We start from the raw sequence: 26,928 nt of genomic DNA, 5'->3' as shown, positions 1-26,928 counted from the left end.
CACCCCCGCCCGCGACGCCTCCCGCGACCCAGCCGCAGGCCACTCAGCCGACCCCGCCCGCGACCGGTGGCGCTGGCACGGTGGGCAACGAGGGCACGGGCGGCTCTGGCACGCAGCCGGGTGAGGGCGCCAACATGGCGGCCGACGCGGGCACGGGCGGCTCCGGCGACGTGGAGAAGCAGACGGCGGGCGCGGCGGGCTCCCAGCAGGCGGAGGATGCGGGCACCGGCGGCTCGGGCCAGGAGAAGATGCGCGCGAGCGACCCCAACAGCCTGCGTGAGGCCTTCAACGGCCCGAGCGCGGAGCAGGGCTTCGTGCTGGAGGGCGTGGAGTTCAAGACGGGCTCGTCGCAGCTCACCAAGAGCAGCCAGCGCATGGTGGGCGAGCTGGGAGATGTGATGCAGGAGAAGTCCGACGCGCGCGTGCGCATCAACGGCTTCACCGACTCCACCGGCGACGCGAACGCCAACCGTCAGCTGTCGGAGAGCCGCGCGGAGAGCGTGCGCCGGGCGCTCGTGCGCCGAGGCATCCCGCAGGACCGCATCGAGGTCAGCGGCGAGGGTGACGCGAATCCCATCGCCCCCAACGACACTCCCGAGGGCCGCGTGCAGAACCGGCGCATCGAGGTGCAGGTGCTCGGTCAGTGATCCCCCGGCACGCGGTCCCGGCGGCGTCCGGTCCTCACGGTGAGGGCCGGGCGCCGCTGTCTTGGGTCGCGGCGGACGGCGCCGGCCGGTGCAGCGGTTCACCCAGCAGGTCCGCCAGGTCGAACGTGTCCAGCAGCGCGTGGCCCTTCAAATCGTTGTTGAAGAACACCCACGCCGTCCGGCCCGCGTCGCGCCAGGCCTCAAGCCCCTCCGCCACCCGCCGGAGCGCGCGGCGTCCATAGCGGCCCTCGTAGCGCCCCTGCGCGCCGTGGAAGCGCAGGTAGCGGAAGCCGCCGGTGGGGCGGGGCACCGGCACGTCCACGAGGTCGTGCTCGCACACCGCCGCGCCGTACGCGTCCAGCAGCGCGAACACCTCCGGGTGGTACCAGGCCGCGTGCCGGAACTCGAAGACGTGCTGGACGCTGCCCGGCAGGTGGGCGAGGAAGCGCTCCAGCCGCTCGGGGTCCGGCTTCGTCATGGTCGGCGGCAACTGCCACAGGATGGGCCCCAGGAGCCTGCCCAGCCGGAAGACCCGTGAGTGGAAGAGCGCCACGCCCTCGCCGACCTCCTGGAGGCGCTTCAGGTGCGTGAGGAAGCGGCTGCCCTTGCACGCGAAGCGGAAGCCGCGCGGCACCTGCTCACGCCAGCCGTCCACGGCCGCCTCCGTGGGCAGGCGGTAGAACGTGGCGTTGAGCTCCACGGTGGAGAACACGCGCGCGTAGTAGGGGAGCCAGCGGCGGACCGGCAGCCCGTCCGGATAGAAGAGCCCCTTCCAGTGCTTGTAGACATAGCCGCTCGTTCCCAGGTGGATGGCCGCCATGGGCTGGAGGATGGCCATGCCCCCCTCTCGTGGCCGCGCCCTGTCCACCGCGTTACACCTCCCGGAAGTTGTCCTCGGGGTTGGCCTGCGCTAACGCGAGGCGTTAGGGCTTCACGCTTGACCCTGCTTTCACCCACCCTCTAGAAGGCCCGCGACCCATGGCGACTCCCGACCGGTTTCCCCTCCCACAGGTCTCTGACAGCACCCGGAAACCCGAGTGGTTGAAGGTGCGCCTGCCGCATGGCGAAGGCTATGAGCGGGTGAAGGCCATCGTGAAGCGGGTGGGGCTGTCCACGGTGTGCGAGGAGGCCCGCTGCCCGAACATCGCCGAGTGCTGGGGCGGTGGCACCGCCACGGTGATGCTGATGGGCGAGGTGTGCACGCGCGCGTGCCGCTTCTGCCACGTGAAGGTGGGGGCGCCCCCGCCGCTGGACCCGATGGAGCCCATCCATCTGGCGCAGGCGGTGCGGGAGATGAACCTGGAGTACATCGTCGTCACGTCGGTGAACCGCGACGACCGTCCGGACGGCGGCGCCGGCCACTTCGCGTCCGCCATCCGGGAGCTGCGCAAGGAGAGCCCGCGCACGCTCGTGGAGGTCCTCATCCCCGACTTCAAGGGGAAGGAAGAGGACCTGGCCACGGTGGCGCAGGCGAAGCCGCACGTGGTGGCGCACAACGTGGAGACGGTGGAGCGGCTGACGCCCACGGTGCGTGACCGCCGCGCGACGTACCGCCAGTCCCTGCGCGTGCTGGAGTACCTGAAGAACCGCCCGGAGAAGGTCTACACCAAGACGTCCGTGATGGTGGGCCTGGGCGAGACGGACGAGGAGCTGGAGCGCACGTTCAAGGACCTGCGCGGCGTGGGCGTGGACGTGCTCACGCTGGGCCAGTACCTGCAGCCGTCGCAGTACCACCTGCGCGTGGAGCGCTTCGTGACGCCCGCGCAGTTCGAAGCCTACAAGGCGCTGGCGGAGTCCTTCGGATTCCTCTACGTGGCTTCCGGGCCGCTGGTTCGCTCCAGCTACCGCGCCGCCGAGTTCTTCATGAAGGGCCTGATGGAGCGCGAGCGCGTCGAGCGACTCGGCTGACCAGAAGCACCCCTTCCCCAACCCCAGAGAGACACTTCCCCTCATGGCGACTTTCGAATTCAAGCTCCCGGATCTCGGCGAAGGCGTGGCGGAGGGCGAGCTCGTCAAGTGGCACGTCAAGGAGGGCGACCTGGTGAAGGAAGACCAGGTGCTCTGCGAGGTGATGACGGACAAGGCCACCGTCACGGTGCCCACCCCCCACGCCGGCCGCGTCATGAAGACGCACGGCCGTGAGGGCGACATGGCGAAGGTGCACCAGCTGCTGGTGACGCTGGAGATGGAGGGCGGTGCTCCCGCGGCGCAGGCTCCTGCCCACGGTGCCCCGGCGTCCCACGGCGCTCCGGCTTCGAGCCCCGCGCAGGAGGCGGCGCCCGCGGCCTCTGCCTCGGCCTCCAAGGTCCTGGCCACGCCCGTCACGCGCCGCATGGCGCGCGAGCACGGCCTGGACCTGGCGGAGATCTCCGGCTCCGGTCCCCAGGGCCGCGTGACGAAGGCGGACGTGGTGGCGGCGCTGGAGGGTGGCAACGGCGCGCCGAAGAAGAACGAGGTCGCGGCCTCCGCGCCCCAGGCCGCGCGTCCGGTGGCTTCCGGCAAGGGCGACGAGCGCATCGCGCTGCGCGGCCTGCGCAAGAAGATCGCGGAGAAGATGGTGCGCTCGAAGTTCACGATGCCGCACTTCGCGTTCGTGGAGGAGGTGGACGCCACGGACCTGGTCGCGCTGCGCACGCGGCTCAACAGCCAGCTGGCGGCGGCCGGTGACGGCACGAAGCTGACCTACCTGCCGTTCATCGTGAAGGCGACCATCGCCGCGATGAAGAAGTTCCCGCACCTCAACGCGAACTTCGACGAGTCGACGCAGGAGCTGGTGGTGCGCGGCGAGTACAACATCGGCATCGCGGTGGCCACGCCGGACGGCCTCACGGTGGCGGTGGTGCGCAACGCGGACCAGCTCACGCTGGGCGAGCTGGCGAAGGAGATCTCCCGCCTGAGCGCCGCGGCGCGCGACCGCAAGCTGAAGATGGAGGAGCTGACGGGCGGCACCTTCACCATCACGTCGCTGGGGCAGAGCGGCGGCCTGTTCGCCACGCCCATCCTGAACCACCCGGAGGTGGGCATCCTGGGCGTTCACAAGCTGAAGAAGCGCCCGGCGGTGAAGAACGACCAGGTCGTGGTCCGGGACATGATGAACCTGTCGCTGTCCTGCGACCACCGCGTCATCGACGGCGATGTCGCGGCGAGCTTCGTGTACGAGGTCATCAAGTACCTGGAAGCGCCGGACCTGCTGTTCCTCGCGATGGCGTGAGGACACGCGTCGTGGGGCACTCCCGACCGCTCCTGCTCCGGGGGGCGGCCGGGACGCGGGGGAACTTCCGGAACAGCAACGTTGAAGGCGGGCAGCCGCGATGGCCGACAATCCCCGTGAGTTGATCCGCGCCGCGCAGACCGCCGAGCTCCGGGGAGACCGCGCGCGAGCGGCGGAGTGTCTGGAGCAGGCCGCCGCGCTGTACCAGAAGTCCGGGCACGCCTCGCGCGCCTCGCAGCTGTTGCGGCAGGCGCGCCAGCTGAAGGCCCGCGACCCGGACGTCAGCCCGGCCTTCACCGCGGCGATGACGGGCAACAAGGAAGCGGCGGCCTACCGCGCGGTGAGCTGGGGCGACGCCGTCTCCGACGCGTTCAACGACAAGGTGGACGCCGTGGTGCACACGCTGGGGGACCCCACCGTGACCGCCAGCCCGGCGCTGCCCACCGAGCCCGGCCTGCCCCAGCTCGCTGGAAGGATCGCCGCCATCGGTGCGCCGCCCCCGGCCGAGGCCATCACCCCGCCTGACGGGACCGCCTCCGCGCCCCACGCCACGCGCACGGCCACCGAGCCCGAGGGAACTGCCGGCATCGATGCAGGTGGCCCGCGAGCTTCGCTCGAAGACCCGGAGGCCACCGCTTCTGGCGGGGGGCCGCGTTCGGCTGAGGATCGCGATGCTTCGCGGCCGTCAGAAGAGGGAGTCGCCTCGGCGGAGCCACGGCCCCTGTCCGGGCGCACGCATGCCGTCGGCCAGAGGAGCCAGCGCGATGCCTCTGACGACGATGTCGTCGTCCCGGGCGGCATGCTCATGCCCCCGGAGGAGGACGAGCTCGACCCCGCGACCGGCCTGCTGCGCGCCTCGGGCGCCGAGGACACCGTCATTCCCGGAGGACTCCTGCGCCCGCCGGACGAGGACACCTCGCCCGTGCACGCCGAACCCGCGCGGGGCCGCCGGCGCGAGAAGCGCATCATCGAGCGGGGGCCCACCCGCGCGGACCCGGCCCTGGACGCATGGTGTTCATTCTGCTGCCGGCCCCGGGGCGAGGTCGGCGACCTGGTGGCGGGCCCGGCGGGCGCGTTCATCTGCAAGGGCTGCCTGGGCGAATCCCAGGGCCTGCTGGGCGACGTCGTCGATCCGTCTCCCGTGCGCAAGCCGGTGGTGGAGGAGCCGCGCGCCGGGGTCGTGGAGATGGTGGGCCACGACGAGGTGAAGACCCTGCTGGAGCGCACGGTCCAGGCGGGCGCGCGGTGCCTGCTGCTCGTGGGCCCGGAGGGCTGCGGCAAGAGCCTCTTCTTCCTGTCGCTCCAGCGGCGCGGCCAGGGCGCGCTCGCGTCCGTGGACGCGCTGGAGTCCACGCCGGGCACGGAGCCGCTCCTCGTGGAGGACGTGGACCGCCTGGAGCCCCGGGCCCAAGCCACGCTGACCGCGTTCCTCGCGAACCGCCCGGCGCGCGCGGTGGTGATGAGCGCTCGCGGCGCCGTGTCATCGCTGGGCCTGTGGGTGCGAGGGGAGGGCGGCAGCTTGCCCGTCCCCACCACCGCGGGCATGATCGAAGCCGTGCAGGGCACCGTGCCGGTGTCGCTCCTGGAGCGCGTGCAGGTGCTGCTCCCGGTGCGCCGCCCCACGGTGCCGGAGCTGGTCGAGGTGGCCCGCCGCACCCTGGCCCTGCGCCAGCCGGCGGTGACGTTGTCCGAAGAAGTCCTGGGGGCGTTCGCCGCCGAAGCGGTCCGCTCTCCACGCGCGGGGCATGAGCTCCAGGCGCTGCTGTCGCGCGTCTACGCGGGCAGCTGGAGCCTGGAAGCGGCCCAGACGCCCGCCGCGCCATCCCAACACCCACGAGGGGGGCGAAAGGGAACACCATGAACACGCTCACCGTCTTCCGCCTGGGCCGGGTGGAGTACGAGGACGGACTGAAGCTGATGCACCTGTTCGGCGAGGCCCGCCTCCAGGAGCGCATCGGGGACGCGCTGCTGCTCTTGGAGCACCCGCCCGTCCTCACGCTGGGCCGCGCCGCGAAGCGAGAGAACATCACCGCCACGGACGAGCGCCTCGCGGAGGAGGGCGTGGAGGTGTTCGACACCAACCGCGGCGGCGACGTCACCTACCACGGCCCCGGACAGGTGGTGGGCTACCCCATCCTCCTGCTGCCGCCGGAGCGCCGCGACGTGCGCCGCTACGTGCGCGACGTGGAGCGCGGCCTCATCCAGACGCTCGCGGCCTTCGGCCTCACGGCCGGCGCCATCCCCAAGTGGCCGGGCGTGTGGCTGGGGCAGGAGGGCTCGCCGGACGCGCGGAAGATTGGCGCCATTGGCGTGCACCTGTCGCGCTGGCTCACCACGCACGGCTTCGCGCTCAACGTGAACACGAACCTGGAGCACTTCCAGCTCATCGTCCCGTGCGGCATCCGCGAGGCGGGCGTCACGTCCATGCAGCGAGAGCTGGGCCACCCCGTGTCCGTCCCGGACGTGGAGGAGGTGCTCGCGCGCGAGTTCTCCCACGTGTTCGACGCCCGGCGCGTGGACGGCACGGTGGACCTGCGCACGGTGAGCGTCGCCGTGGTGCACGGCCGGTGGCCGGAGGCGCGAGTGCTGCTCCTGCGCCGGACGCCCGAGCGCGGTGGCTTCTGGCAGACGGTGACGGGGCGCCTGGAGCCGGGCGAGTCCCCCGTGGAGGCTGCCCGCCGCGAGGTCGCGGAGGAGACGGGCCTCCAGCTCCCCGTGGTGGACCTGGCCTACCGCCACGCGTTCGCGCTGGGGGATGCGCTGCCGCCGAGGCTGGTGGAGGAGCACGGCTTCGCGGTGCACGCCGCGCCGGACACCCCGGTGCGCCTGGGCCCGGAGCACGACGCCTTCGAGTGGGTGGACGTGCTCACCGCCCTCACGCGGCTGCCCTTCCGGGGCCTGCGTGAGACGGTGATCCGGGCGCTCGAAGCGCCCGGGCCGTGACGCCCGTTACAGCTGGATGACCATCGCCTCCTTGGCGGCGATGGTGGCCTTGCGGTGCTTGCGCACCTCGCGCAGCAGCTTGTCCATGCCCGCGTCGTCGCGGCCCGGGTCGTGGTGGAAGAGCACCAGCTGCTTCACCTCGCTGGCGTCCGCCGCGCGCACCGCCGCCTCCCACGTCGAGTGCCCCCAGCCCGTGCGGGCAGGGCCCGTGCGGCCGCGGTACTCGTCCTCCGTGTACATGGAGTCGTAGATGAGCGCGTCCGCGCCCCGCGCGAAGTCGAACAGCTTCGCGTCCAGGTCGGTGCCGTGCTCCACGTCCGTCGCGTACACCAGCGAGCGCCCGCCGAAGTCCACCCGGTAGCCCACGTTGCCGCCGGGGTGGTTCAGCTCCAGCGTGCGCACGACGGCCTTGCCCACCGGGATGTCCTCGCCCACCACCACGTCCCGGTACGCCAGGCGCGTGCGGAACACGTCCTCCGCCGTCACCGGGAAGTAGGGGTGCACCATCTGCCCGGCCAGGATCTGCTTGAGCGACTTGCCGTCCCGAGGTGACCCGTACAGCGTCACGTCGTTCGCCGGAGAGAACATCGGCGAGAAGAACGGCAGGCCCTGCAGGTGGTCGTAGTGGTAGTGCGAGATGAAGATGGACGCCTTGACGGGCTTGCGCGTCGCCACCAGCGCATCCCCCAGGCCTCGCGCTCCCGAGCCCAGGTCGAAGATGAGCAGCTCGTCGCCGCAGCGGACCTCCACGCACGGCGTGTTGCCGCCGTAGCGCTTCGTCGCCGGGCCTGGCGCGGGGATGGAACCGCGCACCCCCCAGAAGCGCACCTCGAAGCGCGCGGTGCTCCGCCGGGCCGGGCGCTCAGCCGGCCTTGGCTTCCGTGTCGTCGTCCTCCGCGAAGAGCTCAATCAGGTGCCCCGTCCGCTCGCGCTTCGTCTTCAAATAGTCGACGTTATGCGGATTGTGCTCGGTCCGGGAAGGGATTCGGCGCCGGACCGCCACGCCTTCCTCCACCAGCCCCGCGATCTTCAGCGGGTTGTTGGTGATCAGGTCCACCGACCGCACATCCAACGACCGCAGCATTTCCGCAGCGATGTCGTAGGAGCGCAAGTCATCCGCGAACCCCAGCTGGCGGTTGGCCTCGTAGGTGTCCAGCCCCTTGGACTGCAGGGCGTAGGCCTTGATCTTGTTGCCCAGTCCGATGCCCCGGCCCTCCTGGCGCAGGTAGAGCACCACGCCCAGCCCGTTCTGGGACACGAAGTCGAGCGCCCGGTCCAGCTGCTCGCGGCAGTCGCACTTGAGGCTGCCGAAGACTTCGCTCGTGAGGCACTCGGAGTGGATGCGCACCGGCACCCCCTCCAGCCCCTGGGGCTCGCCCACCACCAGCGCCACGTGCTCCTTCCCGTTCCGCTTGTCGCGGAAGACGATGGTCTTCAGCACCCCGCGGGCCGTGGGCACGTCCGCCTCCGAGTACCGCTCCAGGTGCTGGGTCGGCTTACGGGTCGGCAGGACCTGGGGTGAGCGCGTGTCGGACATGGTAGGTCGTCTCCCAGAGAGGGGCCGTTACTTCTCGCCCCCCTGGATGCAAGTCAAGGTGACACCCCGATGGGTGTGGTGAAACCCGCCTGTTTGGATGCGGCGGACGTGGACTGCGTTGCTCAAGCGACCCACGAGAGGGGGAGCAGCTCCACATGGGAGCCATCAGTCAAACTGCTGATTTCTCGGGGGAAGTGAAGCAGATGTGTGGCTGCCGCAGCTGAACGCAGGGCCCCCGACGTCTGAGTCCCCAGGGGTTTCGCCCACAGCTCGCCCGCCCGCCAGGTCGCCGTGACGCGCACGAAGTGGGCAAGCCCCGGGGCCTTGGTGAGCTTGCCCTCCAGGCGGCCGGCGGCGCGGGGCGGCTCCACGTCCGCGTGCCCCAGGAGCCGGCGCAGGGCGGGGCGCACGAAGAGCTCGAAGGTCACCAGGGACGACGTGGGGTTGCCGGGCAGGCCCATGAACAGGGTGGAGCCCCGCTGGCCCACCACCAGCGGCTTGCCGGGCTTGATGGCCACGCGCCAGAAGCGCTGCTCCACGCCCAGGGCCTCCAGGGCGTCCTTCACGAAGTCGTGGTCGCCCACGGAGACGCCGGCGCTGGTGAGCACCACGTCGAAGCCCTCCGTGCGCGCCAGGGCCTCCTGGACGGCCTGGCGCGTGTCCCGGGCGATGCCCAGGAGCGTGGGCACGCCGCCCGCGCGCCGCACCGCCAGGGCCAGGGCGGGGGCGTTGATGTCCACGATGCCGTCGCCGGGGGGCTCGTCCACGCGGCACAGCTCGTCCCCGGTGGACAGCACCGCCACGCGCGGCCGGCGGGGCACCGGCACCGTGCCCTGGCCCTGCGCCCACAGGAGCCCCAGCTCCGGGATGCCCAGGGGCGTGCCGCGCCGCAGCAGGACGTCGCCTTCCTTCGCGTCCTCGCCCCGGGGGCGGATGAAGTTCCCCGGCCCCACGGCCTCCAGGACTTCCACGGCGTCCGGTTCGTCGCTGGTAGCGGTGGGGACGGGGCGGGTGCGCTCGCGCATCACCACCGCGTCCGCGCCCGGGGGCAGGGGGGCCCCGGTCATGATCCGCGCGCAGGTGCCGGGGACGACCTCCCGGGTGGGGCGCCTGCCGGCGAACACCGTCTCTCCCACCGCGAGGCGCACGGGCAGGGGGCCCGCCAGGTCCCGGGCCTGGACCGCGTAGCCGTCCATGGCGGAGTTGTCCCAGGGGGGCAGGGTGCGGCGGGTCAGGACGTCCTCGGCCAGCGCGCGGCCCAGGGCGTCGTCCCCGGGCACCCACTCGGTGGCCAGGGGCGTGCACAGCTCGAGGATCCGCGCTCGGGCCTCCTCCACCGGCAGCAATGCGGGGGCGTCACTCATGCTGTTTTCCCACCCAAAGTCCGTGGGAAAATCAAGTGTTAGTTTGACAGCCCAGCTGATCATCGTTACAAGCAACCGTGCTCGCGAGGCTCGCGTCCAACAGCAGGGGCGTCCCGCCAACCCGTTGATAGCACACGGGAAATTTCCAAGGAGACAGCGTCGATGGCCAAGCCCAAGTCCGGGGCGAAGAAGCCGACTCCCGCTGCAAAAGCCGGTGCGAAGCCTGCCGCGAAGAAGGACAACGCGGCCCGCCTGGATCTGATCAGGAACGCCTCGAAGAAGGTGGCGACGGCCGCGACGAAGGTCGTCAAGGCGGTGGCTGAAGGGGCGAAGGGGAAGGCCGCGGCGGCGAAGAAGGCGGTGGCGGAGAAGGTGGAGAAGGCCCCCGCGGCCGCCAAGAAGGCGGCGGCCAAGGCCGCTCCCCCTGCTCCCACGGCGCCTCCCGCGAAGGCCGGCAAGGCCGCGTCCGCCGCGAAGACCGCGCCCGCCGCTCCCGCCGGGAAGAAGGGAGCCGGGAAGGCGGGGGGCAAGACCCCGTCGCTCGTCCCCGCCGGTCCCGCCGTGGAGAAGCCGCGCCCGCGCGCGACGAAGCTTCCGCCCGTGGGCGAGCCGCTCACGAAGCGTGAGATGGAGCAGCTGCTCACCGCCGGCGAGGGCCGCGGCGTGATGGGCGAGGGCAGCCTCAAGGGCCGGCTCGTCCTCAGCGGCGAGCTGCCCCACCTGGTCGTCGTGGGCCGCGACAAGCGCGAGCTGACGTTCCTGTTGCAGGGACCGGATCAGGAAGTGCTGCCGGCCTACGTGGACCACAAGGTCTCCGTGAGCGGCCTCATCAAGAAGACGACCAACCACAGCGGCGTGGTGGAGGTGCGCAAGTACTCCGCCAAGAAGCCCGAGGTGGAAGAGGTCGCGCCGCCTCCGTCGGACTCGGAGCCGAAGCTGCGCTACCTGTCGCCCGGCGAGGTCTCCATGGCCGTCGCCGCGGGCATGGGCGCCGGCATCAAGGGCTTCGCCAGCATCCGGGGCAACCTGGAGATGATGGGCGAGGACTTCGTGCTCGTCGTGTCCAACGGCGGCACGCGCCAGCAGGTGTCCTTCGCCATCGAGGGCAAGGCGGCGGTGAAGAGCCTGCGCAAGCACGTGGGGCAGACGCTCCAGGTGACGGGCGTGGTGGACAAGACGTCCGGCTGGGGTGGCCGCATCACCGCGGAGACGGTGGAGCCGCGTCCGTCCGAGGCGCGCTCGGTGTCGCGCGACGAGATGGAGCTGGTCCACATCGAGGGCGAGGTGCCCACGTCCGTGGACGTGAAGCTCAACCACGGCCTCACGGTGCGCCTGCAGGAGCAGCCCGGCGCCACCTGGGCCATCGAGCCGACGCTGGCCAAGCGCGTGGGTCTGCGCGAGGCCAACTTCGAGCCGGGCCCCAACGGCAGCCCGGCCACCCGCGAGTTCTTCTTCACGCCGCGCAACCCCGGCAACTTCGAAGTGGAGTTCTTCCTCGCCAAGGCGTTCACGCCGGGTGTGGTGGAGCGCTCCTTCAAGATCAACGTCACCGTCAAGCCCTGACGGCTTGGGCGCACGGGCCCTCCCTGGACCGCAAGGTCCGCCGGGGAGGGCGAATGGGGGCCGGGGGGTTCCCGCCCGCACCCTTCGGGCTTACCCGTTCCCTCAGCGGCCTTGCCGCATCCCCACCGTGAGCCTCTCCCAAGATCACATCCGACAGCTGCTCGCCGAAGCCGACCACCCCCTGGGCGTGAAGGAGCTCCTTCGCGTCGCGGGGCTGAACCCCGGCCAGCAGACCGAACTCAAGCGCGCCCTGCGTGAGCTGGTGCGCGCGGGCGCCATCGTCAAGGACGGCAAGCGCTTCCGCCTGGAAGGCCCCCGCGTGCCCCGCGCACCCGAGGCCGGCTCCGTATCCCGCCAGGACGCGGCCTCGCCGCCCTTCAAGAAGCGGGGCCCCGCTCCAGGCAGCGGGCGGGAGGAGCGCCGCGGCGGCTTCCGCGACGAGCGTCCGGGCTTCCGTGGCGGCGGCGACTTCCGGCGCTCGCTGCGGCGCGGCTCCCGGGACGACCGCTTCGAGGACTCCGGACAGCCCGCGGTGGAGGGCATCCTCCACATGCACCGGGACGGCTTCGGCTTCGTGCACCCGGTGTCGGGCGAGGGCGAGAACATCTTCCTGCCGCCCGGCGAGGCGCAGCGGGCGCTCGACAACGACCGCGTCCTCGTGGAGGTGGCGGGGCGTCCGGGCCGCTTCGAGGGCCGGCTGGTGCGGGTCATCAACCGGCGGCGTGAGCTGGCGGTGGGCACGTACGTGGCGCAGGGCCGGCACTCGCTGGTGATGACCACGGACACGAGCCTGCCGGGGCCCATCCGCGTGCCGCCGACGCAGATGGCTCGCGACGGCGACCTGGTGAAGGTCCGGCTGGGCGTGGGCGCGGACCTGCTGGAGCCGGGGCAGGGGCTGTTCGGCGAGGTGGCCGGTTCGCTGGGACGGCCGGGCGACCCGAGCGCGGAGGTGCTGGGGTCGGCGTTCGCGCATGGCTTCTCCGACGAGTTCCCGCCAGAGGTGATGGACGAGGCGGACGCGTTCGCGGTGAAGGTCACGGAGGCGGAGGCCACGGAGGGCCACCGCCGCGACCTGCGCAAGCTGCCGCTCATCACCATCGACGGTGAGGACGCGCGCGACTTCGACGACGCCGTGTACGCGGAGCCCCAGGCCGGCGGCTGGCGGCTGGTGGTGGCCATCGCGGACGTGTCGCACTACGTGAAGGAGCGCAGCGCGCTGGACGCGGAGGCGCTCAACCGCGCGACGTCGGTGTACCTGCCGGATCGCGTGCTGCCCATGCTGCCGGAGCGGCTGTCCAACGGCATCTGCTCGCTGCGCCCGGACGAGGACCGGCTGTGCATGGTGGCGGACATGACGTTCGACCGCCACGGCCAGCGGCGTACGCACGAGCTGTACCCGGCGGTGATGCGCAGCGTGGCGCGCTGCACGTACAACGAGGTGCAGGACGTCCTGGATGGCAAGGACGTGCCGCACCGCGACTTCCTCAAGCCCCAGTTCGAGCAGTTGATGGCGCTGGCGCGCGCGCTGATGGGCATGCGCAAGGCGCGAGGCGCAATCGACTTCGACGTGCCCGAGCACAAGGTGGTGCTGGGCGAGGACGGCGTGCCGCAGCGCATGGAGAAGCGCGAGCGCAAGGACAGCCACCGGCTCATCGAGGAGTGCATGCTGGCCGCCAACGAGGCGGTGGCCACGTACTTCCAGGACGAGGGCCTGCCCACGGTGTACCGGTTCCACGGCGAGCCGGATCCGCAGAAGCTGGCGGCGTTCGCGGTGCTGGCGGAGGCGTACGGCTTCCAACTGGACGTGGAGGACGGCGTTTCGTCCAAGGAGCTGGACGCGTTCATCACGCAGCTGGAGGGACACCCGGAGCAGCGGGCGCTGAACCAGCTGCTGCTGCGCTCCATGATGCAGGCCGTGTACACGGCGACGCGCGTGGGCCACTACGGCCTGGCGGCGGAGAACTACCTTCACTTCACGTCGCCCATCCGGCGCTATCCCGACCTGCTGGTGCACCGCGTCCTGAAGGCGGTGTGGGCGCGCAAGGGCAAGAAGCCCTCGGACGCGCAGCTGGACCGCGAGGAGGAGCGGCTGGAGGGCATGGCGCAGCAGTGCTCGGAGCGCGAGCGCGCGGCCATGACGGTGGAGCGCGAGGTGGTGGCGTTCTACGCGGCCCTGATGATGAAGGACCGCGTGGGCGAGGAGTTCGACGCGACCGTGGCGGGCATCGCCGAGTTCGGCTTCTTCGTGGAGCTGGACGAGGTCCACGTCGAGGGCCTGGTGAAGGGCGAGTCGCTGGGGCCGGGCTCCAAGCTGGACAAGCGGACGCACTCGCTCGTGTATCCGAATGGCCGGCGCGTGCGCGTGGGGCAGAAGCTGCGCGTGCGGCTGCTGTCCGCGAATACGACGGCCCGGAAGATCGACTTCGAGGCGCTCCAGTTCAAGGACGAGGCCCCGCTCCCGAGCACCGGCGGCGCACGTCCGCAAGCGCGCCGCCGCGAGTACGTGAACGAAGCGCCGGGCCGTCACAAGGGTGGCAGGCCCGGACGCAACGAGCGCGAGGCCGCGAAGACGGGCCGCACGCCGTCGCGCAAGCCCGCGGGGGACGCTGACGCGGAGCAGTGGCGGTCGCTCGCGGAGGCGGAGGACACGCCGTTCGGCGTGAAGAAGGCGTGGGAGCCGCCCACGCCCGAGGACGCCGCCACCGTGGAGGCCGCGACGGTCTCCGGGTACGGCGACGAGGTCCTGGGAGAAGCGCCGGCCGCGCCGCGTCCGCGAGGACGGTTCAGCCGGGAAGGGCGCCGAGAAGAGGCCGCGCCCGCTCGTGCTGGCTCCCGCTTCCTGCGTTCCCGCACGGAAGAGGCCCCCGCGCCGAAGGCGGAGCCCGCGTCCCCGGCCAAGGGCAAGCGCAAGGTCATCCGTCCCTCGCTCCCCGCTGTCGAGGCAGGCGGCGAGGCCGGCACCACGCCCGAGGCCCAGGAGCCTCGCGAGGCCTTCACTCCGCCTTCGTTCGACTCCGACGACAACGCCCCTGCCGCTTCGCCGCACCCGGGCTTCGACCGGATCCGCGCGCTGGCCGCGCAGCGGGGCCAGCTCCCCTCGGGGGCGGCGCCCGGCCGCGCGGGCGCGTCCAAGAAGGTCCGCAAGGCGGCCTCTGGCGCGAGCGCGAAGGCGAAGGCCTCGAAGAAGTCCGCGCCGAAGAAGGCCGGCGGCTCGAAGGGCGCGGGCAAGAAGCCGGGGCGGGGCGCCCCGGGCAAGCGCAAGCGCTGAACGCGGGGCCGGGGCTTTCCGGCCGCGCCGCTGTTCCACTCAAGGAGGCCGTGTGGGTGCTGTGCGAATCGTGGGGTTGATGCTCGCGGTGGCGGGCGGAGTGCTGCTGTTCACCGGGCTCAAGGCGCGGGACTCGCTCACGGAGCGCGCCACGGAGCTCATCACCGGACGCAACACCGAGCAGACCACGCTCTACGTCGCGGGCGGCGGCGCCGCGCTGGTGGGCGGCGTCCTGCTGGCCCTCTTCGGGGGAGGACGAGGCCGGCGTTAGGCCCCGTCCCCTCCACCCGGACTACTTGGTGGCGCCGGAGGCCTGCGCGGCCTTGGCGCGCTTGGTCGCCTCGCCGAACTGCTTGGTCGCCTCGTTGGCCTGGGCCGTCAGCTCCTCGATGCGCTTGGCGTGCGCGGCGGCGCTGGCCTTGGCGGCGGCGACGCGCTCCGCGGCGGCCGGATCCACCACGGCCTTCTTGCCCTTCTCCGGCTTGGGCGGCGTGGCGGCCTCGATGGCCTCCTGCTCGGCGGCCTGCTGCAGCGCCTTCTCGTGCTCGATGTACTTGAACATCACGACGCGCTTGTTCAGGTACGGGTTGGGCAGGTCCGGGTTGATGGCGATGACCTGATCATACGTCTTCAGCGCGAGCTCCAGCTCCGCGGGGATCGCGGGCGCGGACATGGAGCGGGCGCCCCCGCGCTGCGAGTGCACCTCCGCGATCCAGCCGAGCGCGTCGGTGTCCTTCGGGTTGATCTTCAGGCACTCCTCGAAATACTGCTTCGCCTTGTCCAGCGGGCCGTTCTTCGCGTACATCGCCGCGACGTTGCGGTAGACGTCGGCCTTGTCAGCGGGCGTCTTCGCGAAGTCCACCAGCTTCAGCGCGGCCTGCGCGGCCTCTTCCGTCTGGCCCGCCTGCATGTGCGCGAAGGCCTTCTTCTCCCAGACCTTCTCCTGGGTCGGGTCGATCTTCAGCGACTCCTCGTACTCCTTCACCGCCTCCGCGTAGTTCTTGTCGGCGAGGAAGTTGGTGCCCTTGACCCGGTGCTCCTTGGCCTTCTCTTCCTTCTCATCGGCGCAGCCGAAGGAACCGCCCAGGGTCAGCACACCCAGCATCAAACCCACGCTACCCAGCCGCTTCATGCCTAAAGCCTTTCGTGAAGTTCCAGGGGGCACGTCCCAGCCGGGCGCCCCACGCGGCGCGGAATATACCCGAACTCGCCTCGTGTCCCCCCCGTCCTGAAGGCCGGGACCGGCAGGGCGCTTCAGGAGCGCGCGCGCGCGAGCAGGGAGACGAGCAGGGGCGCGCCCAGGGCGGCCGTCACCACTCCCACGGGCAATTCACGCCCGGGGAGGATCAGCCGTACCGACGCATCGCACAACGCGAGGAACGCGGCCCCCACCACCACGGACCCGGGCAGCAGCACCCGGCGACTCACACCGAGCGTCCGGCGCACCAGGTGCGGGACGATGAGCTCCACGAAGGCGATGGGGCCGCACCACGCGACGCAGGCGGCGACCCCCAGCGCCCCCAGGCCGATGGCCACCGTGCGCACGCGGCGGACGGGGACGCCCTGGGACTCGGCGTGCTCCTCGCCGGCGATGAAGACCTCCAGCGCGCGGGTGAGGGCGAGCAGCCCCACGACGGTGACGGCCGCGAACGGGGTGAGCAGCCGCACGCCCGAGTAGCCCACCTGCGGCAGGTGGCCGAGCGACCAGCGCATGGCGGCCATCAGCTCGGCGGAGTCCGCGGTGAACTGCAGGCCGGTGGCGATGGCGCTCGCCGCCATGGAGCAGGCGATGCCGGCGAGCACCACGTCGTTCATCCGCACGCGGCGGCCCGCGGCGATGGCGGCCACCACCAGGCTGACGCCGAGCGCCCCCAGGAAGGCCGCGGCGGTGATGACCGGCAGCCAGTCCGACGCCAGCTGCGCCCCCAGGATGATGGCCACCAGCGCGCCCAGGGTCGCCCCCGCGGTGGTGCCCACGGTGCTGGGCGCGGCGAGCGGGTTCGCGAAGAGGGACTGGTACACCGCGCCCACCAGCGACAGCGTGCCGCCCACCAGCATGGCCATCAGCGTGCGGGGCACGCGCAGCTGCCAGAAGACGAAGTCCGCCGAGTCCGGGGTGAGCCCCGGGCCGATGAACGGCGCCACCGCGCACGCGGCCACGCAGACCGCCACGAGGAGCCAGGCCTTCACCTTCACGGAGCACCTCCGCTCCGGGGCAGGCCCACGAAGACGCGGTGGCCCTCCACGGACATCGCGTGCATGCGCACGCCGAACAGCTCGCCCAGCTGTTCGCCCAGGTCGGGGGCGTCGAGGTTTCTATCGAAGGCGACGCGGCCCTGGGACACGCCCACGACGCGGGGCGCGCGCGTGCCCGGCGCGTGGGCGTGCGACAGCACGTTGACGTCGTGGGTGACGCAGAGGATGCCGCGTCCCGCGCGCCAGAGGTGGCCCATGCGCGTGTACAGCTCCAACTGCTGCGCGGGGTCCAGGAAGTTGGCGGGCTCGTCCAGCAGCACCAGCGGGGTCTCCTGCGCGAGCAGCCCCGCGACCGCCACGCGCTGCCGCTCGCCGCCGGACAGCTCCGTGATGGGGCGCAGGGCGAAGGACTGGGCGCCTGCTTCCGCCAGCGCCTGGTGCGCCGCCGCCTCGGAGGCCCGGCGGGATTCGGGGAAGCGGTAGCGCGCGGAGACGACCTGCTCCAGCGCGGTGATGGGCTCCGCCGCCTCCAGCCGCTGGGGCAGCCACGCGAGCCGCGCCGCGCGCTCCCGGGGGGCGAGGCCCGACACGTCCTGCCCGTCCACGAACACATGCCCGGCGTCCGGACGCAGCAGGCCCAGCGCCACGCGCAGGAGCGTGGACTTGCCCGCGCCGTTGGGCCCGACGATGGCCACGAAGTCTCCGGGGGCCACGCGCAGGGACACGCTGTCCAGCAGCGTCCGCCCCCGCGCCCGCACCGTCACCGCGTCCAGCGTCAGTCCGGCCGTCATCGCGCGGAGGGCAGGGTGCCCAGGGCGGCGCGGAGCCGCTCGACGACGTCGAGGATGGCGGGCCCGGTGGACTGCACGTCGGGCCCGATGACCAGCCGCACCCGGTCCTCCCGCGCCGCGCGCAGGCCGGTGAGCTGCTTCCACTGGGCCAGCAGCTGCGCCTGCTTCGCGGCATCCAGGGCCGGCACGCTGAGCAGCACCAGCACCGCGTCCGGATCCAGCGCGATGACGCCCTCCAGCGACAGGTTGGGAGGCCCCGTGACGTCCTCCGCGACGGCGTTGCGAGCCCCCGCCGCCTCCAGCGCCGCGCCGTGCAGCGACGCGTGCTTCATGTACCAGACCTCCGACAGCGTTCCCGCCGTGTCGCCCAGCACCAGCAACACGCGGGGGGCGCCCTTCGGCGCGGGGCGCGACAGCGTCTGGTTCAGCCGCTCCGCGAGCGCGGCGGCCTGGGACTCGCGGCCGCTCAGCCGGCCCAGCTCCTTCACGCTGTCGACGACCTCCTGGAGCGAAGTCCACGGCAGCACCTTCAGCGGCGCGAGCGCGGAGAGCGACTCCGCGGGGGCCTGCTTCACCTGTTGATCCACGAGCAGCGTGGGCTTGAGCTTCGCGATGGCCTCGAAGTTCGGCGCGAACGTGGTGCCCACCTTCGGCAGGGCGGGCGTGCCCGGGGGCAGGGCGGTGTAGTCGGACACGCCCACGAGCTCCGCGCCCGCGCCCAGGGCGAACAGCGTCTCCGTGACGGAGGGCGACAGCGAGACGATCCGCCGCGCCTGGGCCTCCGGAGCGGGGGACGCGGGACGCTGGCAGCCCGCCGCGAGCGCGAGCACCACGCACAGCAGGGAGGGGAGGCGGAAGAGACTCATGGGCGGGCCGACTTCTAGCACGCGCGTCACGGACGGGTGTCCGGGAAGCGGTGTCTGGGTTTCGCTTATCCTGGGAACTCTTCACAGAGGGAATACCCGGACATGACCTGGATGAATTGGACGTCCCGCGCGCTCTGCGCCGCGGCGCTGCTTTGCACTTCCCCGGCCCTTGCGGCGTCGCCGTTCGCGGAAGGGATGATCTCCATCACGTTGGATGACGGCTGGAGCACGCAGTACACGCTGGCGCGGCCGGCGCTGAAGTCGCGCAACATCCCCGCGACGTACTACCTGGTCACCGACGCGGTGGCGCAGGGGTGGGGCGGCTACATGAGCCTCGCGCAGGTGCAGACGCTCAAGGCGGAGGGCAATGAGATCGCCAGCCACACGCGCACGCACGCGGACCTGCCCACGCTGACGTCCGCGCAGCTGACGTCGGAGCTGCATGACTCGCGCGCGTGGCTGGAGACGAACGTGGGGGCGACGTGCGGCAAGAACTTCGCGTCACCCTACGGCGCGTACAACGCGACGGTGATGACGGCGCTGAAGGCGGAGTACGCCAGCCACCGCACCATCAACGCGGGCCGCAACTTCAAGGACACGGTCATCTACGAACTGCGCGCCAACGACGTGTCGAGCGCGGTGACGGTGGCGCAGGTGAAGGGGTGGATCAACCAGGCCATCGCGGAGAAGAGCTGGCTCATCATCCTCTTCCACGAGTTCACCAGCGGCACGCCCACGCGCGAGACGCAGTACAAGACGACCAACTTCACCAACATCCTCAACTACGTGCAGTCCACGGGCATCCGCGCGGTGACGGTGGAGCAGGGGCTCGCGCTGACGGACGGCCTCACGGAGGCGCCGCCGTCGGTGGGCACGGTCGTCTATGACGACGCGATGGGCAGCGGCTTCCAGGACTGGAGCTGGGCGACGCACGACCTGGACCAGTCCGTCACGGTGCACTCCGGCTCCACGGCGATCGGCTTCGAGCCGGACTATTGGGAGGCGCTGATGTTCCACCACCCGGGGCTGGACCTGTCGCAGTACCAGTCCGTGGACCTCTGGGTGCACGGAGGCACGACGGGCGGGCAGCAGGTGCGGCTGGCGCTCTACAACGGCGGCACGCCGCTGGGCAGTATGAGCCTGGAGACGGCGCTGGGGCACCCCATCGCCGCGGGGACCTGGCAGAAGGTCTCCATTCCGCTCAGCGCCCTGGGCGCGACGTCCGGCACGGTGGATGACTTCTACGTGATGGACGAGTCGGGTTCGGATCAGGGCACGCTGTACGTGGACGACTTCGTGCTGGTGCCGTAGTCGTAGCGCCACCGCGCGCGCCGGTGTCTGCTTCCGGCGCGCGCGTGAAGACAGCCGGGGCCTACAGCTTGATCAGCTCCACGTCATCCATGTGGATGAAGTTGGCGCCGTTGTGGGCCGGCGACTTGCTGTGCAGGCCGAACTCCAGGTAGCCGTTGGTGACGTTGATGGCGGGCGTCTCCAGCAGCGTGTAGTTGCCGTAGGTGCCCAGGTTGGTGATGGCCGGCGAGCAGGTGCCGCAGTTCTTCACCTGGAAGCGCGCGAAGTCGAACGTGCCTCCCTTGCGGAACCACGCGCGCAGCTTGTAGTTGCCGGACGCCAGGCCGGACTTCGTCTGGTACGTCCATGCTTCATACGGCGCCGCGGACGTCCAGTGCGTCAGGTGGAAGCTGCCCGAGTGCCCGCCGTTGTACGTCTCCGAGAACGCCGCCGCTCCCGTGCCGTTCGGGCTCCACGTGGTCCAGCCCGTCATGCCCTGCTCGAAGCCCGCGTTGGTGAGCCCCAGCGACTGCGATCCGCCCGGCTGGTACCAGCGCACCCACTCCACCTCCATCGTCTTCTTCGCGCCCCAGGCCAGGTCGATGGAGGCCGGCGCCGGGTTCCCGTACCAGACGCCTCCCAGCGCCAGGTTCAGGATGAGGTAGTGGTTCTGCTGGAACTCCGACTCGTTGTGATTGAACGTCGCCGTGGACACGAAGTCCTTGTCCAGGCGGAACACGATGGTGTTCGCCGTCCACTCCACTTCATACGTGTGGAAGTCCTGGGAGAGGTCCACGCCACGGCTCGCGCCCGTGCCCCAGTCCGCGTTGCCGCCGTTGTGCCAGTGCAGCGCCGACTTCATCCACGTGGGCTCCGTGGACTTCCACTCCAGGATGTCGATCTCCCCCGCGGCCGGCCAGCCCGCGCTCTGGACGTTCGAGCCCAGCGTCCAGAACGCCGGCCACATGCCGTAGCCCGGCGGAACCTTGATGCTCGCGACGATCTTCCCGTAGCGCCCCTCCACCTTGCCCTTGGTGTGGATGCGGCCGGAATAGAAAGACCGGTACTGTCCCGCGCAGCGCGAGTCCGTGGGGTTGTCCGCCGTGCGCTCCGCCGAGATGATCAGCTTGCCGTTGGCCACCGCCACGTTCTGCGCGCGCGGGAACTCCAGCTCACCCGTGCCGAAGTTGCAGTTGTTGGTCACCGGATCCCAGTTGCTCGTCAGCACGTTCCACGCGCCCGTGTTCAGCGCCGTGCCCGTGAAGTCGTCCTGCCATGACAGCGACCACCCCGCGCCCGGGTCGTACGAGCGCTCGCCCTGCTGCGTCTGGCCGTAGCCCTCCGCCTCCACGGGGGCGGTGACTTCCGGCTCGGGAGAACAGCCGGAGAGGGTGGTCAGGAGTCCTGCGGCCACAAGGCCTGCGCGAAAGGGGCGGTGCATGAATGCTCCGGGGTTGGGGGAGCATTCGATTTTACCTGTTTTAACGTGTATTGCCAGGAACTCTGGAAGCGCCTCAGCCGAGCCACTGGGGATTCTGGACGGTTCCGTCGAAGTGGTGGCTCGTCTTGTACTTCTCGTAGGCGCCGTCCTGGGCCGCGTCCTTCGTCCTGGCGAGCAGGGCGTGGACTTCCTTCTCGTTCAGGGGCTTGAAGGTGCGCGCGGCGGTCAGCGCCTGCCGCAGCCGCTCTTGTGAATCGATGCCGGTGATGACGACGCTGACGGGCAGGGACAGGTTGTAGCGGAGGCACTCGGGCGCGGTGACGGTCTTGCTGTCGAGGATGAACGGGTCGCCCATGGACTTCATGGCGAGCACCCCGATGCCCTCCTTCACGAGCACGGGCAGCACGCGCTTCTCGAAGCTGTTGAAGTGGGCGTCCATCACGTTGAGGGGCAGCTGCACGGTGTCGAAGCGGAAGCCGTGCTTCTTCGCCGTCTCCAGCATCTTCAGGTGGATGTCCGGGGACTTGTGGCCGGTGAAGCCCAGGAAGCGCGCCTTGCCGGCCTTCTGTGCGTCCTTCATCGCCTCGATGGCGCCGCCTTCGGCGAAGGCGCGGTCGGGGTCGTTGTCGCGGATGACTTCGTGGAGCTGGAGCAGGTCCAGGTGGTCCGTCTGGAGTCGCTGGAGGGATTCGTCGATCTGCTTCGCGGCGGTCTTCTTGTCGCGGCCGTCGATCTTCGTCATCAGGAAGGCCTTGGCGCGGTAGCCGTCGCGCAGCGCCTTGCCCATGCGCTCCTCGCTCTTGCCGTCGTTGTAGTCCCAGCAGTTGTCCAGGAAGTTGATGCCCTGGTCCAGCGCGCCGCGGATGAGCGCGATGCTCTCCGACTCCTCCTCCTGCTTGCCGATGTGGAAGCCCCCGAGCCCGATGCACGACACCTCCTGGCCGGTGCGGCCCAGCTTGCGGCGGGGCACGGCGGGCGCGTTCTTCGCCTTCCTGGGCGAAGCCCCGAGCACGGGAGGGGCAACCATCAGCGACAGCGTCGCGGCGAGGAATTCCTTCCGGGTCATGCGCGGGCGTCCTTCCAGAGGGCAGGCGGCGTCTGGGCGTCCGACGTTGGGACCGCGGACCGCCCGGGACAACGGGCGCGAGGGCCGAATGTGCAGGAGCCACCGCTGCGGACCAGGTGTGCAGAGCGGGCGTGTGCCGCATAATCGACACCCGCATGCGCATCCCCCTCCTTGTGCGGCGCGTGGGGCCGCTCCTCGCGCTGATCCTCCTGGCCGCGTGCCGCATCGAATCCGCCGCGCCGTCGGGAGGCGCCGCCGTGGCGCAGGCGGAGACCCCATCCGGCGAGGTGTGGGTCTACACGTCGATGTACCGGCACGTGCTGGATGCGCTGGAGCCCTTGCTCAAGGAGCGGCTGCCCGGCGTGCAGGTGCACTGGTACCAGGCGGGCAGCGAGAAGGTGGCCAGCCGGCTGGAGGCGGAGCGGGCCGCGGGCGCGGTGCGAGCGGACGTGCTGATGACGTCGGATCCATTCCTCTACGAGCGGCTGGCGCGGGAAGGCGCGTTCCTGCGCTACGCGTCCGTGAACGCGCTGCGCATCCCAAGAACGCTGCTGGACCTGGACGCGAGGTACGCGGCGGTGCGGCTGTCCACCATGGTGCTGGTGCACCGCGTGGGCGCGGGCGAGGCGCCGAGGTCATTCGCCGCGCTGGTGGATGGAAGTTGGAAGGGACGGGTGGCCATCGGGGATCCACTCACGTCGGGCACCGCGTTCACGTGGGCGGTGTTCCTGCACGCGCGGAGTGGGGATGCGTACTTCGCGGGGCTGCGCGACAAGGGCGCGGTGGCGGCGGGTGGCAACGCGGCGGTGCTCCAGAAGGTGGAGAGCGGCGAGGTGGACGCGGGCGTGCTGCTGCTGGAGAACGCGCTGACGGCGAAGGCGAAGGGCAGCCCCATCGAGGTCATCTGGCCCGAGGACGGCGCGGTGGTCATCCCGGGACCGGTGGGGCTGTTCGCATCGACGCGCAATCCGGTGGCGGCGAAGGCGCTGGTGGACGTGCTGCTGTCGCCCGAGGGCCAGCGCATCATCGTGGAGAAGGGGGACATGCACGCGGTGGACCCGCGCCTGATCGGCCCGCGTGGCGAGCCCGGCGTGGACGGATTGCTGAGCCGCGCGCAGGCCTGGACGCCGGAGCTGCTGGAGCAGGGGCTGCTGCACGGCGGTGACATCAAGGAATCCTTCAGCCGGGCCTTCGCGCGATGAGCCAGGCACGCCTCCACGGCGGAAGGGAGTGGGCCTCCGCCGGAGCGGCACGAGCAAAACCTGTCCGACAGTCGGACCGGTTTCCGTGGCACGGAAGGCACAATGGGTCCCCCTCCCTGGTGTGTGACGCGACCCGTCCCATGCGAATCATCCGCGGGCACCCATCAGCCCAGGGGGCCCGCCGCAGCGGTCCAAACCTGTCGGACAGTCGGACAGGACCGAGCGGTGGCCCCAACCTGTCGGACAGTCGAACCGGTTCGCACGGTGGCGCAGGCTTGTCGGACAGTCGGACAGGTTTGAGGGGTGTTCGGTGTCCGGCCGCTGCTTGCGATGAGGTCGGTCCAACAAGAAGCGGCAGTGGGAAGCCCTCCGTTCAGGGGGCCCGCCGCTGTGGCCAAAACCTGTCGGACTGTCGGACAGGACCGAGCGGTGGGCCCAAATTGTCCGACTGTCGGACAGGTTCGGGCGGTGGCCCCACGTTGTCGGACAGTCGGACAGGACCGAGCGGTGGGCTCAAGTTGTCCGACTGTCGGACAGGTTCGAGTGGTCTCAGGCTGTTCGGCTGTCGGACAGGTTTTTGCCGTGTCCTCAACCTGTCCGACGCTCGGGCCGGTTCACCCGTTGGCCTTGGCCGGTCGGACTGTCGGACAGGTTTCCGTGGGGGCGCCGGCTTGTCGGACCGTCGGACTGGTTCGTGCGGTGGTGCCGAGTTGTCCGACTGCCGGACAGGTTTTTGGGGTGCTCCGCCGCCGGGGCGCTTCGACGAGCTTCTCCCTTTCTCATCCGTTTGGATTGGCGGCCTGTTCGAGGGACTGGCACAGCGCTTGAGCCTTGATGGGGGCGCGCGATGAGGGGCCGGTGGGTTGCGTTGGCCTTGTGGCTCGTGCCGCTGCTGCTCTTCGCGGTGGTTCCGGTCGTGGCGCTCCTGGTTCGGGGCGTGGGGGCGGCGACGGGCGGATTGGGTTCGGTGCTGTCGGCGGAGTCCGGGGCCTTGGTGAACACTCTAGGCATCTCACTGGGCGCGACGGCGTGGGCGCTGTGCCTGGGGGCTCCCCTGGCCCTGCTCCTGTTCCGCACGGACCTGCCCCTGCGTGGCGCGTTCACCGTGCTGTTCACGCTGCCGTCGGCCATCCCCGCGTTCATCTGGGGCATGGGGTGGCTGTCGCTCGCGAGCCCTCGCGCTGGCTACCTGAACCGCATGCTGGGCGCGGACGTGTTCGACCTCTATGGCGCGGCGGGCATCGCGTTCGTGGAGGGACTTTCGGGCCTGCCGCTGGTGCTGCTCGCCGGGGCCGCGGCGCTGCGGCGCGTGGACCCGGCTCTGGAAGAAGCGGCTCGCGTCTGTGGCGCTTCTCCACTTCGCGCCGTGCTGAACACCACCGTGCCCCTGGTGATGCCCGCGCTGTTGTCTGGCGCGGTGATGGTGTTCCTCATGGCTGCGTCGTCCTTCGGCGTACCGTACCTGCTGGGCGTGTCGGCGTCGCCGCCCACCCGTGTGCTCACCACCCGCATCTATGAACTGGTGCTGCTGGGCAGCGAGGAGGGATTGCCGCGGGCGTCGGTGCTCGCGTCGTTCCTCCTGCTGGTGACGCCGCTGGCGCTGGGCCTGACCTGGGTGCTGGGCAGGAGCGGACGGGTGCGGTTGAGCGCGGGCAAGGGCGTGTCTCCTCGCGTCCTTGCGTTGGGGGCGTGGCGGACCGTCGCGCTCGCCGGTGTGGGCCTCGTGGGTGGGGTGCTGGTGGTCCTGCCCCTGGCGGCCATCCTGCTCACTTCGCTGCAACGCAGCTTCGGCGCGGCGCTGTCGTGGGACGCGCTGACGCTGTCGCACTGGTCCGGGGTGCTTTGGGATGCACGCACGCTCCGGGCCACGGGGCGCAGTGTGTTGCTCGCGGCCGGGGCGGGCCTCCTGGTCGTGGGGCTGGGCCTTTCAGCTGCATTGCTTCGTCGGGCCTTCCGTCGCGGCGGCGCGGGCGTCGAGGCCATGGCGGTGTGGCCCTTCGCGGTGCCGGGCACGGTGCTGGCGCTCGCGCTGCTGGTGGCATTCTCTCGGGACTGGCGGCTGGTGGTGCTGGACCGCTTCGCGTTCGTGCTGGCCCTGGCGCACACGCCATGGCTGATGCTCGTGGGCTACGTGGGGAAGTACCTGGCGCTCGGCGAACGCAACAGCTCCGAGGCCCTGGCCCAGGTGGATCCTTCGCTCGCGGAGGCTGCTCGCGTCGGCGGTGCAGGGCCTGTGCGGGCGTTCGTGGACGCGACGCTTCCGCTGCTCCGGCCCGCGCTCACGGTGGCGTTCGTGCTCGCGTTCCTCGCGTGCGCCACGGAGATCACCTTGTCCGTGCTGCTGGTGCCCGCGGGCTCCGAGGTGCTGGGCACGCTGCTGTTCGAGTTGCAGAGCTATGCGGACCCGGCCGCCGCGGCCGTGCTCGCTTGCGCGTTCGTGGCGCTGGTGGTCGCGGGACAGGCGGTGCTGGCGTGGGCTCGGCGTCGCGTACCGGAGGTGCGGTGATGGCGGCCATCGTCCTGGAGGACCTGGTCAAGGCGTACGGCGGGACTCCCGTGGTGCGCGGCTTGAGCCTGCAAGTGGGGCAGGGCGAGCTGGTGTCCCTGCTGGGCCCTTCTGGATGCGGGAAGACGACCACGCTGCGGATGCTCGCGGGATTGGAACATCCGGATGCGGGCGTCATCCGCCTGGGGGATGAAGTGGTCGCCGGGCCCGGCGTGCGCGTTCCTCCCGAGAAGCGCGGCCTGGGCATGGTGTTCCAGAGCTACGCCATCTGGCCGCATCGCAGCGTCGAGGCGAACGTCGCCTATCCCCTGGGGCTCCGGAAGGTGCCTCGCCAGGAGATTGCTTCCCGCGTGCGTGAAGCCCTGCGCTGGGTGCGGCTGGAGGCCTATGCGGCGCGGATGCCGCACGAGCTGTCCGGCGGGCAGTTGCAGCGCGTGGCGCTCGCGCGGGCGCTGGTGGCGGGGCCTCGCGTGCTGCTGCTGGACGAACCCCTGTCGAACCTGGACGCGGCCCTGCGCGAGGAGCTGCGCGCGGAGATCGCCGCGCTGCGGGCCCGGCTGGGCACGACGCTGGTGTTCGTCACGCATGATCAGGGCGAGGCGCTGGCCCTGTCGGACCGCATCGCCGTGATGAACCGGGGCGTGATTGAACAGGTGGATACGCCGGAGCGGCTGTACCGGGAACCGGCGACGCCGTTCGTCGCGGGCTTCGTCGGAGGCGCGAACGTGCTGCGGGGCGAGGCGCGCTCGGGGGCCTTCCACTGCGCGGGCACGGAGACCTCGTTCGACCTGCCCATGGAGGCGAAGCCCGGGCCGGGGACGCTGGTGGTGCGTCCGGAGGACCTGGAGCTGGGGGAGGCCGGGACGCCGCTGGTGCTGTCCGCTCGGCTGTTCCTGGGGCACTCGGCGGAGTACCGCTTCCCGGTGGGCGACGCGTTCCTTCGCGTCATCGGGCCGGCGCTGGAGGGCGTGCGCGCCGGGCAGACGCTCCGGGTTCGCGTGCGCAAGGCCACCGTGTTCGACGCGGGCGCTTGAGGC

General features: G+C 71.2%; 22 protein-coding genes. 12 read left to right on the top strand and 10 right to left on the bottom strand.

Annotated elements, in window-relative coordinates; genetic code table 11:
* Window positions 1-647, top strand: a 647-nt coding sequence (locus tag D7W82_RS03580) for an OmpA family protein (protein WP_147439214.1), incomplete at its 5' end; no start/stop codon positions are given.
* 34 nt (window positions 648-681) lie between these two features.
* On the opposite strand, the gene D7W82_RS03575 is transcribed toward D7W82_RS03580, so the two are convergent.
* Window positions 682-1,485 (bottom strand): DUF72 domain-containing protein, encoded by an 804-nt coding sequence (locus tag D7W82_RS03575; protein WP_233587272.1) that lies wholly within the window; start codon window positions 1,483-1,485, stop codon window positions 682-684.
* Window positions 1,486-1,625: 140 nt separating this feature from the next.
* Between D7W82_RS03575 and lipA the strand changes: the two genes are divergently transcribed.
* The 4 genes from lipA (at window position 1,626) to lipB (ending at window position 6,801) form a co-directional block, all read left to right on the top strand.
* Window positions 1,626-2,555, top strand: a complete 930-nt coding sequence (gene lipA / locus D7W82_RS03570; RefSeq protein ID WP_120616966.1) for a lipoyl synthase — start codon at window positions 1,626-1,628, stop codon at window positions 2,553-2,555.
* Window positions 2,556-2,598: 43 nt separating this feature from the next.
* Window positions 2,599-3,858, top strand: coding sequence for a dihydrolipoamide acetyltransferase family protein (locus D7W82_RS03565; protein WP_120616965.1), 1,260 nt, complete (start codon window positions 2,599-2,601; stop codon window positions 3,856-3,858).
* A gap of 100 nt (window positions 3,859-3,958) precedes the next feature.
* Window positions 3,959-5,719 (top strand): ClpX C4-type zinc finger protein, encoded by a 1,761-nt coding sequence (locus D7W82_RS42290; protein ID WP_120616964.1) that lies wholly within the window; start codon window positions 3,959-3,961, stop codon window positions 5,717-5,719.
* Window positions 5,716-6,801, top strand: a complete 1,086-nt coding sequence (gene lipB / locus D7W82_RS03555) for a lipoyl(octanoyl) transferase LipB (RefSeq protein WP_120616963.1) — start codon at window positions 5,716-5,718, stop codon at window positions 6,799-6,801. Before D7W82_RS42290 ends, lipB begins: the two co-directional genes overlap by 4 nt.
* A 6-nt stretch (window positions 6,802-6,807) precedes the next feature.
* Here lipB and D7W82_RS03550 read toward each other — a convergent pair whose 3' ends face one another.
* The 3 genes from D7W82_RS03550 to glp all read right to left on the bottom strand — a co-directional run bounded on the left by D7W82_RS03550 (window position 6,808) and on the right by glp (window position 9,702).
* On the bottom strand, window positions 6,808-7,629 hold the full coding sequence (locus tag D7W82_RS03550) for an MBL fold metallo-hydrolase (RefSeq protein ID WP_120588655.1): 822 nt from the start codon (window positions 7,627-7,629) through the stop codon (window positions 6,808-6,810).
* Window positions 7,630-7,663: 34 nt separating this feature from the next.
* A complete protein-coding gene (ribA, locus tag D7W82_RS03545) occupies window positions 7,664-8,338 on the bottom strand; it encodes a GTP cyclohydrolase II (RefSeq protein ID WP_120616962.1) in 675 nt (224 codons plus the stop codon).
* A gap of 122 nt (window positions 8,339-8,460) precedes the next feature.
* On the bottom strand, window positions 8,461-9,702 hold the full coding sequence (gene glp / locus D7W82_RS03540; RefSeq protein WP_120616961.1) for a gephyrin-like molybdotransferase Glp: 1,242 nt from the start codon (window positions 9,700-9,702) through the stop codon (window positions 8,461-8,463).
* A gap of 162 nt (window positions 9,703-9,864) precedes the next feature.
* On the opposite strand from glp, the gene D7W82_RS03535 reads away from it, so the two are divergent.
* From D7W82_RS03535 to D7W82_RS03525, 3 genes are all read left to right on the top strand, one after another.
* On the top strand, window positions 9,865-11,265 hold the full coding sequence (locus D7W82_RS03535; RefSeq protein WP_120616960.1) for a protease inhibitor I42 family protein: 1,401 nt from the start codon (window positions 9,865-9,867) through the stop codon (window positions 11,263-11,265).
* 127 nt (window positions 11,266-11,392) lie between these two features.
* Window positions 11,393-14,533, top strand: a complete 3,141-nt coding sequence (gene rnr, locus D7W82_RS03530; protein ID WP_120616959.1) for a ribonuclease R — start codon at window positions 11,393-11,395, stop codon at window positions 14,531-14,533.
* Between the two features lie 52 nt (window positions 14,534-14,585).
* Window positions 14,586-14,804: a DUF3185 family protein gene (locus tag D7W82_RS03525; RefSeq protein ID WP_014396547.1), complete on the top strand. Its 219-nt coding sequence runs from the start codon at window positions 14,586-14,588 to the stop codon at window positions 14,802-14,804.
* A 21-nt stretch (window positions 14,805-14,825) separates the two neighbouring features.
* Here the strand turns inward: D7W82_RS03525 and D7W82_RS03520 are convergent, their stop codons facing one another.
* From D7W82_RS03520 to D7W82_RS03505, 4 genes are all read right to left on the bottom strand, one after another.
* Window positions 14,826-15,665, bottom strand: a complete 840-nt coding sequence (locus D7W82_RS03520; RefSeq protein ID WP_120616958.1) for a tetratricopeptide repeat protein — start codon at window positions 15,663-15,665, stop codon at window positions 14,826-14,828.
* A 122-nt stretch (window positions 15,666-15,787) separates the two neighbouring features.
* A complete protein-coding gene (locus D7W82_RS03515; protein WP_120616957.1) occupies window positions 15,788-16,729 on the bottom strand; it encodes an iron ABC transporter permease in 942 nt (313 codons plus the stop codon).
* Window positions 16,726-17,520: an ABC transporter ATP-binding protein gene (locus D7W82_RS03510; RefSeq protein WP_120616956.1), complete on the bottom strand. Its 795-nt coding sequence runs from the start codon at window positions 17,518-17,520 to the stop codon at window positions 16,726-16,728. The genes D7W82_RS03515 and D7W82_RS03510 overlap by 4 nt, the downstream gene beginning before the upstream one ends.
* The gene (locus D7W82_RS03505) at window positions 17,517-18,386 is read right to left on the bottom strand and encodes an ABC transporter substrate-binding protein (protein ID WP_233587271.1); all 870 of its coding nucleotides are present in this window, start codon (window positions 18,384-18,386) and stop codon (window positions 17,517-17,519) included. The genes D7W82_RS03510 and D7W82_RS03505 overlap by 4 nt, the downstream gene beginning before the upstream one ends.
* Before the next feature lie 102 nt (window positions 18,387-18,488).
* On the opposite strand from D7W82_RS03505, the gene D7W82_RS03500 reads away from it, so the two are divergent.
* Window positions 18,489-19,697 (top strand): polysaccharide deacetylase family protein, encoded by a 1,209-nt coding sequence (locus D7W82_RS03500; RefSeq protein ID WP_120616954.1) that lies wholly within the window; start codon window positions 18,489-18,491, stop codon window positions 19,695-19,697.
* Between the two features lie 61 nt (window positions 19,698-19,758).
* On the opposite strand, the gene D7W82_RS03495 is transcribed toward D7W82_RS03500, so the two are convergent.
* Both D7W82_RS03495 and D7W82_RS03490 read right to left on the bottom strand, forming a co-directional pair.
* A complete protein-coding gene (locus tag D7W82_RS03495; protein WP_120616953.1) occupies window positions 19,759-21,117 on the bottom strand; it encodes a family 16 glycosylhydrolase in 1,359 nt (452 codons plus the stop codon).
* A 73-nt stretch (window positions 21,118-21,190) separates the two neighbouring features.
* Window positions 21,191-22,183 carry an aldo/keto reductase gene (locus tag D7W82_RS03490; protein ID WP_120616952.1) on the bottom strand — a complete coding sequence of 331 codons (993 nt, stop codon included), beginning with the start codon at window positions 22,181-22,183 and terminating at the stop codon, window positions 21,191-21,193.
* A 155-nt stretch (window positions 22,184-22,338) separates the two neighbouring features.
* On the opposite strand from D7W82_RS03490, the gene D7W82_RS03485 reads away from it, so the two are divergent.
* The 3 genes from D7W82_RS03485 to D7W82_RS03475 all read left to right on the top strand — a co-directional run bounded on the left by D7W82_RS03485 (window position 22,339) and on the right by D7W82_RS03475 (window position 26,925).
* Window positions 22,339-23,385: an ABC transporter substrate-binding protein gene (locus tag D7W82_RS03485; RefSeq protein WP_120616973.1), complete on the top strand. Its 1,047-nt coding sequence runs from the start codon at window positions 22,339-22,341 to the stop codon at window positions 23,383-23,385.
* Between the two features lie 847 nt (window positions 23,386-24,232).
* Window positions 24,233-25,891, top strand: a complete 1,659-nt coding sequence (locus D7W82_RS03480; RefSeq protein WP_120616951.1) for an iron ABC transporter permease — start codon at window positions 24,233-24,235, stop codon at window positions 25,889-25,891.
* Window positions 25,891-26,925 carry an ABC transporter ATP-binding protein gene (locus D7W82_RS03475; protein WP_199727668.1) on the top strand — a complete coding sequence of 345 codons (1,035 nt, stop codon included), beginning with the start codon at window positions 25,891-25,893 and terminating at the stop codon, window positions 26,923-26,925. Before D7W82_RS03480 ends, D7W82_RS03475 begins: the two co-directional genes overlap by 1 nt.
* The last annotated feature ends 3 nt before the right edge of the window (window positions 26,926-26,928 follow it).

It is taken from the genome of Corallococcus sp. CA049B (genome assembly GCF_003611685.1).
GTDB lineage: Bacteria > Myxococcota > Myxococcia > Myxococcales > Myxococcaceae > Corallococcus > Corallococcus coralloides.
This window is presented reverse-complemented; position numbering and strand designations above follow the sequence as displayed.

Bases quoted from the DNA above. Each gene is read 5' to 3' on its own strand.
- D7W82_RS03575 (WP_233587272.1), bottom strand. From the start codon at position 1,485: ATGGCCATCCTCCAGCCCATGGCGGCCATCCACCTGGGAACGAGCGGC.
- lipA (WP_120616966.1), top strand. From the start codon at position 1,626: ATGGCGACTCCCGACCGGTTTCCCCTCCCACAGGTCTCTGACAGCACC.
- D7W82_RS03565 (WP_120616965.1), top strand. From the start codon at position 2,599: ATGGCGACTTTCGAATTCAAGCTCCCGGATCTCGGCGAAGGCGTGGCG.
- D7W82_RS42290 (WP_120616964.1), top strand. From the start codon at position 3,959: ATGGCCGACAATCCCCGTGAGTTGATCCGCGCCGCGCAGACCGCCGAG.
- lipB (WP_120616963.1), top strand. From the start codon at position 5,716: ATGAACACGCTCACCGTCTTCCGCCTGGGCCGGGTGGAGTACGAGGAC.
- ribA (WP_120616962.1), bottom strand. From the start codon at position 8,338: ATGTCCGACACGCGCTCACCCCAGGTCCTGCCGACCCGTAAGCCGACC.
- glp (WP_120616961.1), bottom strand. From the start codon at position 9,702: ATGAGTGACGCCCCCGCATTGCTGCCGGTGGAGGAGGCCCGAGCGCGG.
- D7W82_RS03535 (WP_120616960.1), top strand. From the start codon at position 9,865: ATGGCCAAGCCCAAGTCCGGGGCGAAGAAGCCGACTCCCGCTGCAAAA.
- D7W82_RS03520 (WP_120616958.1), bottom strand. From the start codon at position 15,665: ATGAAGCGGCTGGGTAGCGTGGGTTTGATGCTGGGTGTGCTGACCCTG.
- D7W82_RS03510 (WP_120616956.1), bottom strand. From the start codon at position 17,520: ATGACGGCCGGACTGACGCTGGACGCGGTGACGGTGCGGGCGCGGGGG.
- D7W82_RS03505 (WP_233587271.1), bottom strand. From the start codon at position 18,386: ATGAGTCTCTTCCGCCTCCCCTCCCTGCTGTGCGTGGTGCTCGCGCTC.
- D7W82_RS03500 (WP_120616954.1), top strand. From the start codon at position 18,489: ATGACCTGGATGAATTGGACGTCCCGCGCGCTCTGCGCCGCGGCGCTG.
- D7W82_RS03495 (WP_120616953.1), bottom strand. From the start codon at position 21,117: ATGCACCGCCCCTTTCGCGCAGGCCTTGTGGCCGCAGGACTCCTGACC.
- D7W82_RS03490 (WP_120616952.1), bottom strand. From the start codon at position 22,183: ATGACCCGGAAGGAATTCCTCGCCGCGACGCTGTCGCTGATGGTTGCC.
- D7W82_RS03485 (WP_120616973.1), top strand. From the start codon at position 22,339: ATGCGCATCCCCCTCCTTGTGCGGCGCGTGGGGCCGCTCCTCGCGCTG.
- D7W82_RS03480 (WP_120616951.1), top strand. From the start codon at position 24,233: ATGAGGGGCCGGTGGGTTGCGTTGGCCTTGTGGCTCGTGCCGCTGCTG.
- D7W82_RS03475 (WP_199727668.1), top strand. From the start codon at position 25,891: ATGGCGGCCATCGTCCTGGAGGACCTGGTCAAGGCGTACGGCGGGACT.